Source organism: Sphingobacterium spiritivorum (genome assembly GCF_016725325.1).
In the GTDB taxonomy this organism is placed as follows: domain Bacteria; phylum Bacteroidota; class Bacteroidia; order Sphingobacteriales; family Sphingobacteriaceae; genus Sphingobacterium.
This window is the reverse complement of the sequence record NZ_CP068083.1, coordinates 4,055,320-4,075,610: the sequence shown is the minus strand read 5'-3', so window position 1 is coordinate 4,075,610 and position 20,291 is coordinate 4,055,320. Positions and strand designations below refer to the sequence as shown.

General features: G+C 39.1%; 16 protein-coding genes. 6 read left to right on the top strand and 10 right to left on the bottom strand.

Annotation, left to right across the window (positions count from 1 at the left end; translation table 11 throughout):
* Positions 1-6 precede the first annotated feature (6 nt).
* From I6J02_RS16910 to I6J02_RS16895, 4 genes are all read left to right on the top strand, one after another.
* Positions 7-900 carry a dihydrodipicolinate synthase family protein gene (locus tag I6J02_RS16910; protein ID WP_201679006.1) on the top strand — a complete coding sequence of 298 codons (894 nt, stop codon included), beginning with the start codon at positions 7-9 and terminating at the stop codon, positions 898-900.
* A 215-nt stretch (positions 901-1,115) separates the two neighbouring features.
* Positions 1,116-1,808, top strand: a complete 693-nt coding sequence (locus I6J02_RS16905) for an alpha/beta hydrolase (protein WP_201679005.1) — start codon at positions 1,116-1,118, stop codon at positions 1,806-1,808.
* 286 nt (positions 1,809-2,094) lie between these two features.
* Complete coding sequence (locus tag I6J02_RS16900) at positions 2,095-4,116, top strand: BCCT family transporter (protein ID WP_201679004.1); 2,022 nt, start codon at positions 2,095-2,097, stop codon at positions 4,114-4,116.
* A 284-nt stretch (positions 4,117-4,400) separates the two neighbouring features.
* Entirely contained in the window at positions 4,401-6,542 is a 2,142-nt protein-coding gene (locus I6J02_RS16895) for a hybrid sensor histidine kinase/response regulator (RefSeq protein ID WP_201679003.1), read from the top strand.
* A gap of 138 nt (positions 6,543-6,680) precedes the next feature.
* Here the strand turns inward: I6J02_RS16895 and I6J02_RS16890 are convergent, their stop codons facing one another.
* The 10 genes from I6J02_RS16890 to I6J02_RS16845 all read right to left on the bottom strand — a co-directional run bounded on the left by I6J02_RS16890 (position 6,681) and on the right by I6J02_RS16845 (position 18,660).
* Positions 6,681-7,784 carry a metallophosphoesterase gene (locus tag I6J02_RS16890; protein ID WP_236582094.1) on the bottom strand — a complete coding sequence of 368 codons (1,104 nt, stop codon included), beginning with the start codon at positions 7,782-7,784 and terminating at the stop codon, positions 6,681-6,683.
* Between the two features lie 78 nt (positions 7,785-7,862).
* On the bottom strand, positions 7,863-8,330 hold the full coding sequence (locus I6J02_RS16885) for a DUF4843 domain-containing protein (protein ID WP_201679001.1): 468 nt from the start codon (positions 8,328-8,330) through the stop codon (positions 7,863-7,865).
* Between the two features lie 17 nt (positions 8,331-8,347).
* Complete coding sequence (locus I6J02_RS16880; RefSeq protein WP_236582093.1) at positions 8,348-9,757, bottom strand: RagB/SusD family nutrient uptake outer membrane protein; 1,410 nt, start codon at positions 9,755-9,757, stop codon at positions 8,348-8,350.
* Between the two features lie 12 nt (positions 9,758-9,769).
* The gene (locus tag I6J02_RS16875) at positions 9,770-13,132 is read right to left on the bottom strand and encodes a TonB-dependent receptor (RefSeq protein ID WP_201678999.1); all 3,363 of its coding nucleotides are present in this window, start codon (positions 13,130-13,132) and stop codon (positions 9,770-9,772) included.
* 126 nt (positions 13,133-13,258) lie between these two features.
* Positions 13,259-14,461, bottom strand: coding sequence for a FecR family protein (locus tag I6J02_RS16870; RefSeq protein WP_201678998.1), 1,203 nt, complete (start codon positions 14,459-14,461; stop codon positions 13,259-13,261).
* Between the two features lie 57 nt (positions 14,462-14,518).
* Positions 14,519-15,100, bottom strand: a complete 582-nt coding sequence (locus I6J02_RS16865) for a sigma-70 family RNA polymerase sigma factor (protein WP_201678997.1) — start codon at positions 15,098-15,100, stop codon at positions 14,519-14,521.
* Positions 15,101-15,334: 234 nt separating this feature from the next.
* Entirely contained in the window at positions 15,335-16,081 is a 747-nt protein-coding gene (gene pstB / locus I6J02_RS16860) for a phosphate ABC transporter ATP-binding protein PstB (RefSeq protein ID WP_201678996.1), read from the bottom strand.
* Positions 16,074-16,928, bottom strand: a complete 855-nt coding sequence (pstA, locus tag I6J02_RS16855; RefSeq protein ID WP_201678995.1) for a phosphate ABC transporter permease PstA — start codon at positions 16,926-16,928, stop codon at positions 16,074-16,076. Before pstA ends, pstB begins: the two co-directional genes overlap by 8 nt.
* Positions 16,918-17,808, bottom strand: coding sequence for a phosphate ABC transporter permease subunit PstC (gene pstC / locus I6J02_RS16850; protein WP_201678994.1), 891 nt, complete (start codon positions 17,806-17,808; stop codon positions 16,918-16,920). The genes pstA and pstC overlap by 11 nt, the downstream gene beginning before the upstream one ends.
* 9 nt (positions 17,809-17,817) lie before the next feature.
* Positions 17,818-18,660 (bottom strand): substrate-binding domain-containing protein, encoded by an 843-nt coding sequence (locus I6J02_RS16845; protein ID WP_201678993.1) that lies wholly within the window; start codon positions 18,658-18,660, stop codon positions 17,818-17,820.
* 201 nt (positions 18,661-18,861) lie between these two features.
* Between I6J02_RS16845 and I6J02_RS16840 the strand changes: the two genes are divergently transcribed.
* Together I6J02_RS16840 and I6J02_RS16835 are read left to right on the top strand one after the other, a co-directional pair.
* Positions 18,862-19,200, top strand: coding sequence for a cupin domain-containing protein (locus tag I6J02_RS16840; RefSeq protein ID WP_201678992.1), 339 nt, complete (start codon positions 18,862-18,864; stop codon positions 19,198-19,200).
* A 266-nt stretch (positions 19,201-19,466) separates the two neighbouring features.
* Positions 19,467-20,276 carry an META domain-containing protein gene (locus I6J02_RS16835; RefSeq protein ID WP_201678991.1) on the top strand — a complete coding sequence of 270 codons (810 nt, stop codon included), beginning with the start codon at positions 19,467-19,469 and terminating at the stop codon, positions 20,274-20,276.
* Positions 20,277-20,291: the final 15 nt, after the last annotated feature.

Genomic DNA, 20,291 nt, shown 5'->3' with positions numbered 1-20,291 from the left:
TACAATATGAATCAGAATCTATTTAAAGGTATAGTATCTTATCCTATTACCCCCTTTGATCAACAGGAAAAAGTTGATCTTCAATTATTCAAAATATTAGTTGAACGACTGGTTGTTACAGGTTCCAATGCAATTGCTCCATTGGGAAGCACCGGTGTATTGCCTTATCTCACAGATGCCGAAAAGGAAGCCATTATTCTCGCTACAACAGAACAAGTCGCAGGCCGTATTCCTGTACTGGCAGGCGTATCCAATCTGACAACGGAAAGAACTGTTTATCATGCAAAATTTGCAGAAAAGGCTGGTGCAGATGCGGTAATGATTATTCCGATGAGCTACTGGAAACTAACAGATGACGAAATATTCCGACATTATAAAACCGTCGCGGATGCGATATCTATTCCGATCATGGCGTATAATAATCCAGCAACAGGCGGAATAGATATGTCGCCGTCTTTACTGATCAGACTTTTGCAAATTCCGAATGTAACGATGATAAAAGAAAGTACAGGTGATGTACAGCGTATGCATCAGCTGTACCAGACTTTTGGAAAGGATGTCGCTTTTTACAATGGTTCTAATCCATTGGCTTTAGCAGCATTTACAGCTGGGGCAACAGGATGGTGTACAGCAGCCTCCAATCTGATTCCCGATCTGACAAAAGAACTTTATCAGGCTGTCGGTCAGAATAATCTGCCGGAAGCACAACGTCTGTATTATCAACAAGCCGAACTTCTCAAATTCATTGTCGAGAAAGGCCTTCCCCGCACGATCAAAGCCGGACTTCATCTGATGGGTATTGATGCAGGATATCTTAGAAGTCCGCTACAACCCCTTAGTGAAAATGAATTAGCAACACTACGTACTATCTTATTTAAAACAATAAACAAAATAAACTAATTCGGATACTACATAAACAGGATCTTTTTAAAACATGACAGACAGTTAGTTAACCAGTTTTTTAAGTACCCATATCTGCCGGATCTCAAAAACAATATGGAAGCAAATTATTTATCTTATTTAAAAAAAATAATAAATACCAGCAAACAATATTTAGACTAATCTGTTGACATCTAACACATTGAACACTAAAATTGTAAACTAAAATTTCAAAAATGGAAAAGAAAGATCTCACAATTATTTTAGTACATGGTGCCTGGGGAGATGGTTCTCATTGGCAACATGTTATCCCTCGTTTAGTAAAAGCCGGTTATCAAGTAAGAAGCGCGCAGAACCCATTGACCTCTCTGACCCATGATATCGAACGTACAAGCGATCTGATCAATGCACAGGAAGGAAAAGTCCTGCTTGTTGGACATTCCTATGGCGGATCAGTTATTTCAGGAGCCGGAAATAACCAGAAAGTAATCGGTCTGGTATACATTGCGGCATTTGCACCAGAGGCAGGAGAAAGCCTTTCCCGGATATTTTCACGACATGAATCTCCTGCAGGAGCCGCAAGCATATATCCGGACAGTAAAGGTTTCTTATGGATAAAATATGATGAATACCATCGTCACTTCTGTGCCGATCTGGATGATGATGAGGCTTTGGTGCTGTCTCTTGCCCAACGGCCTATTCATGCGACCTGTTTTGAAGAGCCTGCAGGGGATCCCGCATGGCGTACTAAGCCAAGCTGGTATCAGGTATCGGATGAGGATCATATGATACCTCCGCAGACACAGCAGGAAATGGCAGACCGTATCCGCCCGCGGGAAATTATACACCTTGACGCAAGTCATGCATCTCTGGCTTCCAAAGCAGAAGAAGTCACTAATTTTATTATCAAGGCTGCGTCCTCCTTTTGAAAAATAAGTACGCTTTAAAGAGCGGGCTTGATATAATGTAGTATGGGTATAAATGGTTCTTTTTGAAAGAGCCATTTATACTTTTTAACCAAGCTTTTCTGAATGTTTTATGATGTTATCCGCAGATTTTAAGCCTCTCCCTGAGCAACTGCACCACCTTTATGTAAACAATTACAAACCAACTATCTAACCATCCCAAAAAGGCTCCAAAAGTGTGTAAAATTAATTTTTAGTACCTTTGCAGTCCCAAATTTTATTTTTTCAAATCACAAAATCTCTAACTTTAATGAGTTTTATAAAAATCTTAAAGCGTAAAAGCACTTTTGTTTCAGGTATAGTTTTTCCCAGTTTATTCTTTATTCTGGGTATTACTTTAGTTTCCAGCGTATTTCCATCAGCAGCAGATTATTACCTTAATCTGGTCAAAACTTTTCTATTTGAAAACCTCAATTGGGTTTACGTTCTTGTCGTTACCATCTTTGTTTTGTTTTTGCTTTTTCTGGTTTTCAGTAAGTATGGTAATGTTAAATTGGGTTCTAATGATTCCAAACCCGAATTTTCTTTTTTCTCCTGGATTTCCATGCTTTTTGCAGCGGGAATGGGTATTGGACTGATGTACTTCAGCGTAGCAGAACCGATGTCACATTATTCCGACACCAATGTACTGGGCACCGATCCCATACAAAGAGCTAAGGATGCTCAGTTGTATACTTTTTTCCACTGGGGTATTCATGCATGGGCCATTTATGCTGTTGTCGGACTATCTCTTGCTTACTTCACTTATCGCTATAAACTTCCATTATCTCTCCGAAGCTGCTTCTACCCCATTCTTAAGGATAAAATACAAGGTCGTGCAGGTGACGTCATTGATATGTTTGCACTCTGCAGTACTTTTTTCGGAATTACCACAACATTAGGTTTTGGTGTGGTACAGCTCTGTGCCGGACTCGTCAATATAGGCGTTATTCCGGAAAGTAATTTTATATACCAGATTATTATCGTTGTTGTGATTATGACGATATCGATTCTGTCTGCTACATCCGGGGTCAACAAAGGCGTTAAATTTTTGAGCCAGCTTAATATTATAACGGCTCTGTTGCTCATGCTTTTTGTGCTGATCTTTGGTCCGACAACTTTTTTGTTAGGTACGTTTTCAGAAGGTCTGGGTTACTATATCAATTCATTCTTCAGCCTGACTTTCAACACACATGCTTATGAACCGGAGCATCAGCAGTGGTTTTTCAACTGGACGATTCTGTATTGGGCCTGGTGGATTTCCTGGTCGCCATATGTAGGCCTTTTTATTGCTAAGATATCTAAAGGAAGAACGATCCGTGAGTTTATTGGAGCAGTACTGGTATTACCCACTTTCTTCAATTTTCTTTGGATGACAATCTTTGGGAACAGTGCAATATGGATCGATCAGCATGAAGCAAGCGGTGCACTAAGTGCACTGGTGACCAATGCTGATGTATTGCTATTCAAATTTCTTGGATACTTTCCTTTTGAAATGGTCACCAGCATACTTACTCTGTTTATTATTTTTATATTTTTCGTTACCTCTGCAGATTCAGGCATCTTTGTGATGAATAATATTTCATCTAATAATGCTGTAAAATCGCCAAAATGGCAACTTGTTTTCTGGGGAGCATTACTGGGTATACTTGCTCTTGTACTGCTCAATGCGGGTGGTCTGGAGTCTCTGCAAACCATGACTCTGATTACGGCGCTTCCATTTTCTATTATTATGCTTCTGTTCTGTTACAGTCTGTTGAAAGGACTCGTCATTGATGTAAACTATTATTCACGTTCGTACTCGCACTCGACGAACAGCTGGTCCGGAGAATATTGGAAAGAACGCCTCGATAGAATAATATCCTATAAAGACCGGAAGACCATTGATGAATATTTGCGCACAACCGTTAAATCTGCATTTGAAGAACTTGCAAGAGAATTCAAAGAGAAAGATATTCTGGCTCATGTCAATTATCATGAACATACACCTGTAACAGTAGAAATAGAAATTAAACATGATGCCATGAACAACTTCAGGTATGGTGTAAAGAATCAGACAAAAACAATCTCGGATTTTCTGATGCAGGAGGAAAATGCTCCTGAAATTCAGGATAAAAAAACACATATACCGATGACTTACTTTGGAGATAACAGAATGGGGTATGATATTCAATATTTTACCAGAAATGAAATAATCAGTGATGTGCTTAAGCAGTATGAAAGGTTCTTATCACTATCTTCTGATGAGAAAAATGAAATATTTATTGGTAGCAATCTGAAAGACACAGATTAATATTATTTCATTCTTCTTCAAAAATAAAAAATCGGCATAACATTAAAAGATTGATTGTAGCATTTTAACTTACCATGACGTTATATATTTAAGTTTGCTTTAATATAAATGAATTTACCACATTGCTATACTATATAAACAGTATAATCGTAATTAGTACATCAAAATTCTACCATAGAACTCCACTAGTACGCGCAATAAAATCAACTATATTTTTATCCGGTATTCTTATTAGTAATTATAAAATGCTATTACGTACTTTTGTGTTTAAATGATAATCAACTGTGACTAACGCCAAAAAAAATGCTTTCTATCTACGTACGGTACTCATCGTCAGTATCGTACTGTCTTTTATATTTCTGAGTGCCATATTTATTTATCAGTATGGACAGTACAGACGAATTGAAGCTAAGCTTAACGCTGCTTATGCATCCGGCAATACACAATCTTCTGCCCTGTACGGATTGTTTTCAACTTTTAGTGAGGCTGACAATCTGTTTCGGCTGTATACGGTAGATTTTAAAGCAGAAACTTATCAGTCGTACAAAAAGAAACTTGATACCATCAAATTTTTTGTGGATTCACTCTCTACCCTTCCTATTGAAAATAATCCGCTTCAAAAAAGCATTAAAAATGTAAAAGAGAAAGGTGCTGTAGCCATGGAATTTGCCAGTCTCAAAAGAGATGTAGATCAGTTGGTCTTCTTTGCAAAGGACTCTTTAGAGTTATTAAATAATCCAAAAGAAAATTACAGGTACAGACCATCACTTACTATTGCTGATACTTTTATCAGTAATACCTTACAGGATACTGTCAGAAATCTGGTAAAGCAGGATACGGTTGTCAAAAAAAAGGAAAGTTTATTTAAAAGAATATTCAATACTAAAAATGACACTATAGTTTCCAATACTGTAGATCAGAAATTCAATATCAATAAGATAGGATTAATACAGCAGCACATCCAGAATACGATCTTGCAAAATGACAAGATATACAGCAGTAACATGAATAACCTGCGGCTGGTATTTAGCAAACTCCGTCAAAAGGAAAGGGAACTAATACAATCTAATCATACTCTCCTGAATAAACTTAAGATAGGCATAAATCGTCTCAGGGATATAGAATTAGCAACCAATCGCAATGCGGAGGCTATGAACTTTGCACAATATCAAAAAAACGCACAGCATTTCGGCACTCAACTTATCATAGCCTTATGTATTATGCTGTTTATGATCATTTTTATCATTTACTACCAGTTTAAGGTAGTTTCTTATGAAAAGAGACTTTATCAGGAGAAAGAATACGTTGCTAAAATTGCTGAAGAGAAAACAAGTGTGCTGGCCAGCATAAGCCATGAAATACGGGCCCCTATCAACTCTTTGCTGGGCGTGATAGATCTTATGAACAAAAATACGGGAAGTAATAAGGTTAATCAGGAGTTGATCAATTCAGCTAATTATGAAATAACATTGATAAACAGTACTATCAATGATATTTTGAGCCTTAGCAAACTGGAAGTTGGTTCGCTTAACATTAAGTATGACTACTTTTCCCCATATGAAATGTTACACGATCTGGTTAGCCTGCACAGTTATCAGGCGCAAACAAAAGGGCTGGCCTTTACAAATGTAATCGATATAGATCCCAAACTAAAAATATACAGTAATGCATTCCGTATCAAGCAGATTACGTCTAACCTGATCACAAATGCGATCAAATACACAAAAAAAGGACATGTAACAGTACATGCCCGTATACACAAATCCGGCAATAAACCAACCTTACATATTGAGGTATCGGATTCGGGAATAGGCATAGCAGATAAAAATAAGAATTTTGTGTTCCGTAAATATTATATGACTGATTCTCAGAATAAAGTCGGAGGTTTTGGTCTTGGATTGTATATTTCCAAATTACTGACCGAACAATTAAACGGGGACATCTCTTTCGAAAGTACACTGGGTACAGGTACTACTTTCAGTCTTAAAATTCCGTTTGAAAAGGAATTATTATTGCAAAAGAATTCAGGTCCTTATACCGTTAATGATCTTCCCGATAACCTCAATATTGTACTTATCGACGATAGTCGTATTAATATCCTGTATCTGAAGCAGTTCTTTAAAGATAAGAACAATGTCCACACATTTGAGAATGCAGCTGAAGGATTACGTTTTCTACAGCAAAACGCGGTTGATGTGGTTATTACTGATTTGTTAATGCCCGAAATAAGCGGATGGGATATTCTGAACAATCTTAAAGAAAGCAAAACTACAGAACACATAAAGGTCTTTGCCTTCACTTCAGAAAATATGCTGCTGGAAGATGATCACAGAAGCCACAATATGTATACCTTTGACGGAGTATTGAGCAAACCTTTGCGGGAAGATGAATTGGTAAATACGCTACTCAAAGGTATGAATAGCTAACACCTGCTTACATCCCGATCAGAACATCAGCTATTAAATTAAAAATGCTGTCATACTGAACCAAATGCCTGAGGGCAATATGAGTTTCAGTATGACAGCACCTTTTTTGAACTATCTTTTTTTATTTTATACTCTTTGTTAGAATTTTTCTTTTTTTCCGTTTAACAGTCCACGGTAAAATATACCTTTTTCATACAACAGTATTTCTCCGTTCTTGCCATTTTTTATACTTGAATCGACTCCAAATATCCTGTTGTCATACAAGTTTACAATAGTCGGATGCGAGGTATGACCTACAATTATGTGGTCTTTTTTCAATCCGTGCAGAATAAAATTCAGCGTTTGTGCATTAAAAGTGGAATCTGTAAAATATCCTCTGTACCAAAGCGGACCTTTTGAGCGCGTCAGAAACTCCAGTTCTTTATTCTGACGATATACTGTCTTGGACCTTGTAAAGATACTATCCGTAAACAGCTTATTTGTACGCGAAGCTGTCAGCCCCTTTTCTACAAATTCCGGAGAAATTCCTCCATGTGTAAACAGGATATTATTAATACCAATGATTACTGGTTTCTGCTTCAGCCACTTGCCAAAGAAACTATCTTTACTGAAAAACTGATCATATCCTATTCCAAAAAGAGAGGCCACTTCTTTATACTTTTGATTGATGTAGCGAAGATCATTGTCAAATACCATGAGTTCATGATTGCCAATCACATAATGTACCCTACCTCCCTTTGAGAGGGCTTGTTTTTCCAGTTTCACTAATAACCAGAGACTTTCAGTGACCTTATCTCCTCTGTCCATAATATCTCCTACAATCACGAGATGACCATCTCCATAGGTCCAGTTTCCCTTTTTGTCTATAATATTATGCTGCTGCAATAAGCGAACGAATAAATCATGCTGGCCGTGCAGGTCGCTGATAGCAGCAAAATGCTGGACATCACTGTATTGTTCTAAAAAAGCCGATTCGTCCCTTCTCGTATTTTCCTTTTGCTGTAATACATCCTTCAGATCTACATCCAGCTTTTGAGAGAACAGTTTAATTTGCTTATCAAACTCTTTTCTGTTCGAGGAGCTGACATGCCGATATAGACCTTTGTCCACCCATTTAATGGTAGTTGTATTGTCTTCAAAAAATATATGCGGTTCTTCCTGAAGTCCGGTCAGTTTTTCCTGGCTGTATCCACTTAATGCTGTACAGGCCAGTGCCAACGTCAGAACATTTCTTCTTATCACTTTGCTTAACATCGTATATTTTATTAAAAACGCCCTCTTTGTGTATTAAAGAGGGCGTTGAATGATTAAAGGTAATTATTATTTACGGATAGTCAGTCCCAGAGTGCTGTAATTTGCACTTACCTTCAGCTGATCATTGGATTCCAGATCAAAGATCAGACTGACAGCTGTAGTATTGGTCAATTCGGGTATCTCCACTTCAAAATATCCGAAAGCACTATTTGCCGGGATGACAAGTTCACTTCCTTTCGGAAGTTTATAATGCTCATTTGCCTTTGCTGTACTTTCAGGTCTGATACGAACTTTTACAATCTGATCCGTATCTTTCAGTCCTCCTATCAGGTTGACCTGATATTTCTGAAGGCCAGCCTTGCTCCGAAGTTCTTTCAGAATCGGATAAGATAATCCGGGACTATTGGTATTCATTACCGCATCCTGAAACTCAATTCTGAAATCAGGAAGGTAAAAATCCTCTTCATGATCTTTAAAGCATGAGGTGAACAATACACTGATCAACACCGCCAATAAACCTATATATGTTTTCATGTTTTTATTTTTAATAATTAGTAGCCTGGGTTCTGAACAAGATTAGGGTTGATCTCAATTTCGCGTATAGGAAGTCTACCCAGAATTCTGAAATCATTAAACATTACATTTCCGGCATCTTTGATGATATCTTTTCCGCGTCTTTTGATATCAAAGAAACGATGTCCCTCAAAAGCCAGTTCTAATCGTCTTTGTAAGATAATCTCATCCATCAATGCTGTGCCTGACAGCGATAATTCAGCAAGATTTGCACGTGTACGTATGCGATTGAGAGCTGTTCTTGCATCGCTGTCTTTACCCAGATTAGCCAGCGCTTCTGCCTTATTCAACAGGACTTCTGCATAACGGATTACGGGTACATTGTCCAGGTTAGCTACTCCGTTTTTGCTGGCAAATTTAGTCATTTCATTTCTGCTGGCATTTGCGCCCAATCCTTTCATTATCAATCCTCTTCTCGTATCACTAGCGCTGTATTTCGCATACAGATCATCACTAACCACTACATTTCCGAAAGAAGCGGTAGCATTAGATGTAACCGTAGTTCTTGTCATAAATGTGGCTCTAAGGGACTCATTACTACCCAGGTTATCTGCTGTGGTAAAAGCAATTTCAAAGAATGATTCAGGGTGTTTTTCACTCCGCCATGAGCTGATCAGCTGAGCATTAGCCGGAAATGTCGCCACTCCGCTGGCCATCGCTTTATCAGCTTCTGCAACAGCTTTCTCATAATCACCGTTATATAATGCTACACGACTGAAAAGTGCAGCTACTGCTCCCCGTGATGCAAAAGCCGGAGCTTTACTGTTGTTGCTTTCTGCAATCAGTGTAGAAGCATCTGTCAGATCCTGATACACCTGTTTGTATCCTTCTTGAATCGTATTGCGCGAAGCAAACGCGATCTGATCCACCTCAAGTACACCCTTCAGCACTATCGGCACGCCTCCTCTATCTGATGCAGATACAATAGCTGTGGGATCATACGCATATACACGTAAGAGATTGTGATACAATAAAGCTCTGAGAAACAGATTCTGGCCTTTGATATTATTTTTAAAATTTGCTTCCAGTTCTATATTTTCCAATGCATCCAGAATCAGATTGATCTGGTTGATCCCGTAATAGGACTGCTGCCAGTTTGTAATATGTGCTCCTATCTCATTATTTGACTCTCTGATCAGGCGGTTTCCTGCTCCGGTATTGATAGCATTGTCCGCCAGCAATTCAGGTATCGCAATCAGATCACGCCCATACAGACTTACTTCCCTTAATTTTGCATATACTCCGTTTGTGGCTGCAGTGATGGCTTCAGGACTGGTGAGTGCTGTAGAGGCATCTATGGATTGACGAGGATCCACTTCCAGCATCTTCTCACATGAAGTCGCCCACATCGAAGTGGCCAAAAGTATTATATATGTTATTTTTTTCATTTTCATTTAAGATTAAAACCCGATCTGTACTCCTAATGTATATGCGCGTGTCTGTGGTATAGCTCCCTGAGTAGAACTGAAATCTCCTGAATCAATAATCAATTCCGGATCATAGCCTGTCCATTTAGTCCATGTCGCCAGATTCTCTCCCTGTGCATACACTTTTACATCAGACAATTTCAGACGGCTGGTCCAGGATTTAGGTAACTGATAAGACAGGGATACATTTTTAAGGCGTATAAAAGATGCATCCTCCAGATAACGGCTGCTGCTGGATACCTGAGACATACCATTGGTCTCCGCATTTCCGTCAAAAGGACGAGGTACTGTTGTCAACTGACCTGGCGTAGTCCATCTGTTATTAAAGATCCATTCCAATGTATTTCTGTAGTCTCCTCCATTGGCATACCATTTCGAATTCATACCACTGTTACTTAACTCACGACCATAATCGTAATGGAAAAACACATTAAGCGAGAAGCCTTTGTATTGGAATGTATTGGTGAACCCACCATAGAAATCACTTAACTGATTCCCAAATATTTTGTAATCATTCGGTGCTGAAGGCTGATAAGTAATTTCACCATTAGCATCATACCACATTGGTCTGCCTGTAGCTGAATTGACACCTGCATACTGATAAGTCACATTGGTACCTAATGCATAACCTACACGTACAGACTGATTTCCAGGTAAGACCTTATCATCTCCTAATAGTCCCAATACACGGTTGCGCAGGAAAGAGATATTAAAATTAGTAGACCAGGAGAAATCATCGGATTGAATATTTCGCGTACGGATCTCAAACTCTATACCTTCATTCTTAAGTTTTCCCACATTACTGGTTACATTTGAGAATCCACTGAGGTAAGGAAGAGGCTTATCCAGCAACAAGTCTTTACTTAACCTTCTGAACACTTCAACGGAGCCCTGTACTCTATTATTGAAAAAGGCATAATCCACACCAATATTAGTAGTCACATTACGCTCCCACTTCAACAGGGCATTTTCTATACCAGAAGGATAAATCCCCGGCTCCTGATTATAGTTGGATGAACTAGAACTTCCATACAAAGCACGGGAGTCAAAATTGCCGATAGCATCATTACCGGTTTCACCATATCCTACTCTTAGTTTCAGCTGATTGATCCATTCCTGATCTTTCAGGAAGGCTTCTTCTGACATGTTCCATCCTGCAGAAATCGCTGGAAACCATCCAAATTTATTGTTTTTACCAAAACGGGATGATCCGTCATAACGCAGAACAGCACTTAACAGATATTTTTTCTGAAAATCATAGTTAACCTGTCCGAATACACCGGCTCTTTTGAAGCCAGTCCAGCTACCTGTACCAGCAGTAATGATAGCTGCAGACTGTAATGATCTGAACTGATAAGTTGTAAAACCAGTTCCTGTAACAGAAGAAATTTCTCTGTTGTCATATCTGTACTCCGCACCTAATAAAGCAGAAAGATTGTGGTCTTCAGCAAATGTTGTTTTATAGTTTAAGGTCTGGTTTGTAAGAAAATTACTGTTCTGTCTTTTACCAATTGTCAGGGATCCCTGAGAAGCCGCTCCACTTCGGGTACGCGGATCTACATAGCGTTCATCATCGATAATACGATAATCTATACCGTAGAATGATTTGAAGCTTAGTTTACTGTTGATCTGATAAGTAGCAGAAAAATTAGATACAAGGGCTTTTGTACGGCTTTGCAATGTACCTACTACACTTTCCTGTATAGGATTACGGTTAGAAGAACCCGGAAAGCCATCGATCGGCGCATTGTAGCTTCCATCTGCATTGTAAACCGGAATAAATGGCAAAATCATCGGCGCACTGTATTGCGGTGCTGCATATGCTCCTGTAGAACCATTACTTCCTGAAGTACCGTTTTGGGTAATTGTACTCAGGTTAATGTTTGTGGCAAGCGATAACCTATCGGTTAACTTATGGGTTAATCCCAATTTAGCCGTTGCCCGCTCAAAGTCTATAGACACCACATTTCCATCCGTCTTATTGTAAGATCCGGAAAGGAAAAATGTGGTTTTATCATTTCCTCCGCTGATAGAAAGGTCTGCATTATTGGTATGACCGGTTCTGAAAGCTGCTTCCTGCCAGTTGTATGTAGGCAATGCAGCAATCTCTTCGTCAGTCATATCAGCAGGAAAGCCCATCCCTGTCAGGATATCTGCTCTGTTTCGTTCAGGTGTACGTGTCGGATAACGATTGTTACGCGATTCCAATCTGGATTGAAAAAACTGCTGTGTATTCAGCATTTTCATCTCCGGCATTGGGCTGGTAATACCGTTATAATAATTGAGGTTTACTTTGGTTTTCCCGGCCTTTCCGGCTTTTGTCGTAACCAGCACAACCCCGTTTGCGGCCTGAGCTCCATATATAGATGCAGCAGCTCCGTCTTTAAGTACTTCTATGGACTCAATATCATTATTATTCAAAAAAGCCAAAGGGTTACTTGCGGTCTGTCCTGAAGAAGTAGAAGTATTGAGTTGAACCCCATCGACAATAATCAAAGGCTCGTTTCCGGCTGTAATAGATCCGGTACCACGGATATTAATCCTTACCGGTCCTCCGGGAACTCCGTTTGCTGCCATTACATTGACACCAGAAACCTGCCCTTGCATGGCCCGATCAAAGGACTGCACCGGAACATTTTCAATAGATTCCTTTTTAATCGAGGACATCGCTCCGGTAATAGATCTTTTTTCCTGAGTGGTGTAACCCGTAATGACTACAGCATCCAACTCGTTGACCTGTTCTTCCAGTGTCACCTCAATACCCGAGGCATCTCTTATAGTGATCTCCCGTGAAATATAACCTACAAAAGAAATACTCAGTACATCGCCGATTGCAGCACTTATCGAAAAATGCCCGTTAGCATCAGTCGACGTAGCGGCATCTTTTCCTTTGACGCGGATGCTTACACCAGGAGCGTACAAGGTTCCGTTTTCACCTTTAAGACGCACTCTTCCACTGATATTTTGCTGTAATCCGGTATTTATTCCGGAAGTTGGATCGTTGGTTTTGGTGCTGATTACAATATTTTCGCCCTGTAGTTTGTAGGAAATAGGCTGTCCCTCAAAACAGGCTTCAAGTGCGTCTTTTACGCTTACATTATTCAGATTTACAGTCACTGGTCTGGATTTTTCCAGGAGACGTTTCGAATAAATAAAATTATAGGATGTCTGCTTTCGAATAGATTCGAAAACCTCTCTGATGGAGGCATTTTTTGTATGGAGGTTAACCTTCTGCGCATAACTCACTGAAGAATAAGCACTCACAATACAAGAAAGCAGAAAAATAAAAATAAGATTAATACGCATAAAGGCCTTCTTATAGTTCTTTATTTTCATAAATTTGGTATAGGGTTATAAGTAATAGTAATTGTTCAATAAAAAGCGAATAACCTGACAATTATCTACAGGGCATTGTTGCGAGCAATGCTCTGTATCTTTAATTATCGGTCTATGGGTAAATATCTAAGCCATAACGATAATCCTCCTTCCTTCTATTCTGAATTTAACTTTTCCGGTCAATTCCAATAACTTAAGTACTTTGGCGGGATTCTCATATTTAGAGACGACTCCTGAAAATAGTTCTTCCGTTATCTTGCCCTCGTATACGACATCTACATCATACCAACGGGCTACCTTATTCATAATTTCCTGAATGGATTCTTCCTCAAATCTGAAGCTCTTATTTTTCCATTCATCCATATTTGATACATCTACTTCGTAAACCTGAATACTCTTTCCATCTTTAGAAACCAGTGCCTGTTGACCTGGTCGTAAGATATTAGAACTATAAGCGGTATTAATTCTGATTTTACCGTTTACTAAAGTGGTGCGATTTGTACGGTCCTGAGGATAGGCTGCTACGTTAAAAGAAGTTCCCAATACCTCAATAGTCTGTGATGACATCCTGACCTGAAAAGGAATATTTTCATTTTGTTTATTTTGAACATGTGTCACCTCAAAGAAAGCTTCTCCTGATAATTTTACTTCACGCTTCTCTGATCCAAACTGAACAGCATACTCTAATTCGGATTCGGCACCTAACCACACCCTGGTACCATCAGAAAGCCTGACTTTGTACTGCCCGCCTCTGGGCGTCACTATGCGATTGGTAGGCTGCACATCCGACACGGCAGAAGAGGAGCTGTATGAAATCTCACCATCTGCTGATTTCAAAATACGTAAACCATTAATATCCAATGATTCACCATTCTTCAGCTCTTCCAATGCTATATGCTTTCCATCGGCTAATTGTAATATAGCCTGATCTTTTCCGGGAGAAATATCTTTGCCGGCTCTGGTCAATTGATCTTCCTGCTGAACAGGCTGGGAACTGATCGTAAAGTACAGAGCTATTGCACTACAAAAAATAAATAATACAGCTGCAGCCCAGTAATGGGAAGGAAGATTTTTGAGAAAAGATTTGCGAAGTGCAGGTTTAAGATGCTGATGTGAATGTTTAAATTGTGATAAAGACTGATAGTCTGCAAAATACTGCAGTTTATTTAGGCTTTCTTCCCGGTTATTCTGATCTGCAAGTCGTTCAGCAAAGAGCCGGTTTGATCCCTCATTACTGATCCATTCTTCCAGCTCCACAAGTTCCTCCTCACTGAGAATTCCTTTCCTTTTACCGGTTAGTAAATATATTATTCTATACTGATTTTCCATCTTCACTGTTAATACGACGCACTTCTCCTATCGTACTACTCCCCCATGAAAAAAAAATTACAATTTAAACAGAAAAAGGAAAAAGAGATACTTATCCGGATGATTGATAAATAGTTTTCTCAATATTTTAAGGCCTTTGGACTTTTGATTCTTTACGGTCTGTACACTGATATTAAGTTGTTCTGCTATTTTTTCATTCTTCACTCCATCAAGATAACTCAGCTTAATAATTTTACTGCACTGGACTGGTAGATTATTAATTTCACGATAGATTTCGGCCATATATTCCACGTATACAACCTCTAATTGTAAGTCTTCTTCAGAAAGTTGGTATAAATAACTAAATTCTGCGTCTCTTTCTTTGGCTCTCCCACTGGTTTTTATGTAATCAAGACAGGCATTTTTGGCAGATAAATACAAAAAAGATTGTGCGTGAGCAGCATTATTAAGGACGATTTCATTTGTCCATAGTTTAGCAAATAAACTATTCACAATATCCACTGCCTGATCATCCACAAACTTAGAAGCAAAGTAGCACAGTGGAGCAAAATAAGTCAGATATATATAATCAAAATCCGACTCCACTCCGGTGTTCAAGGGATATTCAACAAGATCTAAAGGTCTATGCTGCACACTCATCTATCAGTATTGCTTGTATATTCATAGTCAGGTATCCCCAATACGGGAGGCCTTAGAAGTTAGTAAGGTCTAAAAATACGATTTACAATTCATTATCCCTACAAGAAGGATTACTTTAGAACGGTTAAAATCTAGTATGTCGGATAACAGATTATCCGGGAGAAGTTCCATGTCTGTTTAACAGATATGGATAGAAACAGAAAAAAACATAGTATGAAAACAGATTACTCCTAACTATCCGAATTTACCTTTAATATAATTTTTCGTAATCTCATGGTTAGGATCATTGAACAGTTGATCCGTAGGTCCCTCTTCTTTTACTTCGCCCAGATACATAAATACAGTCTTATCTGCTACACGCTGAGCCTGTTGCATATTGTGTGTGACAATGACAATCGTATAATCCTCTTTCAGTTTAAGTATCAATTCTTCTATCTTAAGCGTACTCACCGGGTCCAGCGCAGAACAAGGTTCGTCCATCAGAATAACTTCAGGTCGCAGAGCCACTGTGCGGGCTATACACAGACGCTGCTGCTGTCCGCCGGAAAGTCTGGCAGCAGGCTTTTTCAGATCATCCTTAACCTCTTCCCATAAAAAAGCTTCTTCTAACGTACGTTGTATTACCGATTTATCATAAGGCAGGTTATTGATCTTGAGACCATAGGCAATATTCTCATATATACTTTTCGGAAATGGATTTGCTTTTTGAAAAACCATACCAATACGTTTCCTGACTTCCGTCACGGGCATATCTCTGTTGTAAATATCCTGTCCGTCCAGCAATAGTTTGCCTTCAATATGGGCATCCGGAGACAAGTCGTGCATTCTGTTAAAACTACGAAGTAATGTACTCTTGCCACAACCCGAAGGGCCAATCAGAGCAGTAACTTTATTGGCAGGAAAATCCACATTAATATTCTTCAGAATCTGTTTATTACCAAAGCTCAGGTTGAGGTTGTTAGCAGCTAGTTTATTAATCATTTTTTCTGTATTTATATCGGATATAGAATGCTGTAAGATTCATAAGGAAAACCACCACCACCAGTATCAAAGCTGTTCCGTAGGCAATAGGTCTGACTTCTTCAATAGCCTGATGTTGTGTAGACAACATATATAAATGGTAGGGTAAAGCCATGAATTCCTGATTCATATACCCGTTCGTTCCGTTTATGTAAAAAGCGGCTCCTGTAAACAGTATCGGTGCCGTTTCTCCTGCTGCACGCGAAAGCGTAAGGACTACTCCTGTAAGTATTCCCGGCATCGCTGAAGGCAGTACCACATCTTTTATACACTCAAACTGAGTTGCTCCTACTCCTAAAGCACCTTCTCTTGTACTTTGAGGTATACGCATCAAAGCCTCTTCCGTAGTAGTAATAATATAAGGTAAAGACAGCAGTCCCAATGTGAGACCTGCAGCCATCAGAGAAGTTCCCATATTTAATGCCTGCACAAATAACGCAAGCCCGAACAGACCGTAAATAATGGAAGGTACACCAGAAAGGTTACGGATAGCTGCCCGTATAAGACGAGTCAATACATTATCCTGTGCATACTCATTCAGATAAATAGCACAGCAAATGCCAAAGGGTATAGCAAATAATGCTGTTATAAGTGTTAGTAATACTGTACCAACAATAGGTGACAGTATCCCTCCTTTTGTCATGGCCTCCTTCGGAAGTGTACTGATAAAATCCCAGGATATTACACTCGCGCCTTTAGACGCTATTTCCCAAAGAATAATGACCAGAAAAAGACAGACCAGTAATGTACTTCCGAGAAGTGTCCCCCATTCGATAATTGGTGTCAGCCTTTTTAATTTAAACCCCATGATATTTTCTAAATCGGTTAATAAAAAACTCTCCAACCAGATTGGCAATCATTGTCATAAAAAACAAAACTGTGGCAATAGCAAAAAGGCCAAAATAATGAGTCGTCTGATAAGGAACCTCACCCATTTCTATGGCAATAGTTGCAGTAATTGTTTTCATCGAATCAAAGAATCCTGTTGGAAATGAAGAAGCATTACCTGTTGCCATAAGTACGGTCATCGTCTCGCCTATGGCTCTTCCAACTCCCAGCATCACAGCTGCTATAATTCCCGGTGCTGCCGCAGGAATAGTGATTTTCAATAATGTCTGCCATTTATTTGCTCCCATCGCATAGCTAGCCTCTTTATATGTCTTAGGAATGGCATGTATCGCATCCTCAGACACTGTAATAATAGTTGGTAATGCCATTATAGCCAGCAAAATAGCTCCATTCAGTGCATTTAAACCGTTAGACAGGCCGGCCAGTGAAGCAATCTCCGGTCCCAACACGACAATACCGAGAAAACCTATAACTACCGAGGGAATAGCAGCCAGCATTTCGATAGTTGGCTTTAAAATATTTTTTACCCGCTCACTCGCATATTCAGAAATAAAGGCCGCTGTGCAGATCCCGAGCGGAATGGCTATCGCCATCGCTCCAAAAGAGACCAGTGAAGTGCTGACAATGAGAGGCAGGATTCCATAGGCAGGATCGTTTGCTGTAGGATTCCACTCCATTCCCGTAATAAAATCCAACGGTTTGACATCTGCAAAAAAGGCAAATGCATTATAAATCAACATAAAGAAAATCCCGCCTAAAAGTGCTAACACTAAAAAACCTGTAGATTTGAAGATGATCTTAAACAAATGATCTATTAATAGTCTTTTCTTAAACCTCATATTTTAACGTTATTCTATAATGTAATATCCGGACGAACGGATGATAGCCTGTCCGTCTCCGCTTTTTTCAAAATCGATAAAAGGCTTTACCTTTTCCCATGACTCTTCCAGAACAAACTGGTATAGCGGACGCTGAAAGTAGTATTGACGTGTATTGATTGCTTCTTTGTCCAGTGGAGAAACCGCTGGTTCATGTAGTGTTTTTTTGATTTTAAGGATCTTCACGGGCTGTGCGGCATCGCTCTCCTGAGAAATATATCCGGCTCCTACGTATCCTATTCCTGAACGGTCCACTTTGATTCCTTCTATAATCTGTGCATTACCCGTCATTTCTTTCGCATTCGGACTAAATGAAATTTTGAGTTTCTTTTTGATAAACGAATAGGTTCCCGAGCTACTTTGTCTTCCGTAGATATTGATAGGTAAGCTCTCACCAGTAAGCTCTTTCCAATCCTTCATCTCTCCACTCATGATCTTAGCCAACGTTGCTAAATCTATCTCATCTACTGGAAAATCCTTGTGTACGACAAATGCAGTAGCATCTTCAGCAAAAGTAAGGGTTCGCAGCACAATCTTCTTGGATCGGAACAACTCTTCCTCTTCTTCAGTCAACGGGCGGGAAGAATTAGCGATATCGGCCTGTCTGTTCATTAATGATGCTATCCCAAGACCGGATCCTCCTCCGGAAATAGCAATATGGAAGTCTTTATCTTTTTCTGAATAACGCTCCGCTAGCATTACAGCCAGATTTACCTCTGTATCAGACCCTTTCATTTTGATGGTTTTATCTCTGTTCTGACAAGAAGCAAAAAAGACCACTGAGAAAATCCAAACGATTAATTTTAATTTCATCTGTAGCCAAAGTTAATTATCCAGTATATCCCCAATGTTAACAAAATTTGAATTTAACATGAATAAAGAATTAGTTCTCATTAGCTTAAAAATGAGTGGAAACTAGTCTTGAAAATTAACCCAGACCAACTTACCTATGTATTCAACTCTAATCATGCAATACTTATATTTGCTGCAGTATATTAAATCAAGAATTTCAAGATGGAACAGCAATCACACTATTTTCAATTTGACAGCAATACAGAATGGGAAGATCTCGGACAGGGTGTCAAACGCAAAGTCTTTGGCTATATTGAAGAGCTGATGCTTGTCAAAGTTAAGTTTGAAAAAGGTGCTATAGGAACTTTACACCGGCATCCGCATGTGCAGACCTCTTTTGTAAGCGAAGGTTCATTTAAATATAGTATTGACGGTGAAGAAAAAATCCTGAATAAAGGTGATGCATGTGTGGTACCATCCAATGCGCTGCACGGATGTGAATGTCTCGAAGCAGGAGAACTTATTGATTCCTTTGCTCCTTATAGAGAAGATTTTGTATAATATATGATTCAGGAAGCTAAGGTATGTGCATTCCATACTTTTATGATTAAAACAAAAAAGTTAAATGGATTGTTAACACAATATAGTTGACTAATTATCTGACCACAAGTCTCATTCGAAAGAAATATAAAACAGAAGGGAAAATTATTTCTCCTGAATAGGATAATGGCATCCTTTTTGAATAGATGGAACAGAATTACAGATATCTGTAGCAATAAATGCAACAGATGGAGTGAAAAAATATTTTATACAATAAATACTTTAACATGAAAAGTACAATAGTAATGAGCATAATTGCTATCTCAATGAGTTTGAGTAGCTGTGGGCTATTCCAGAAAGGTGGCAAAACAATGGACAAAACAGAAACTTCATCATCTGAAGAGATTACCGGAAAAAAATGGAAACTGATTGAATTAAACGGAAAGCCTGTGGCAGATAAAGTCAATGGTAAAGAACCTTTTCTGCAATTGGATGCCAGTGAAAAACGTTACAGTGCAAGTGGAGGATGTAATGGTATAGGTGGTAGCTTTACCCTATCTGCCAATAACCGTATCAGCTTTTCGCAAGGCATGTCCACAATGATGGCTTGTCCTGATATGGATATCGAACAGGGATTAGGTCGTGTATTTACAACTGCAGATAATTATACCCTAAAAGATGGTATTCTGTCTTTAAACAAAGCGCGCATGGCACCGTTAGCGAAATTTCAGGAAGTAAAAGAAGGAAGTTCGTCCAAAGAGCAGGCACTGAACGGAACCTGGGAGCTGGATTATATTTCCGGACCACGCATTGCATTTGACGGATTATATCCTAATAAAAAACCGACTATCACATTTGATACGGCAAATAAAAAGGCAAATGGCAATAGCAGTTGCAACAACTACAATACTACCATTAAAATAGAGGGAGCTAACCTTCATTTTGGTCCTGTAGCATCGACAAAGATGGCCTGTCAGGGAAGTGGTGAGTCTGTGTATTTCAAAACTTTAGAAACAATTACGAACTACGATATTCAGGATAATACCCTGCATCTGATTATGGGAGACATTGCAGTAATGCGCTTCCATAAAAAGTAAATCCTAAGATTAACA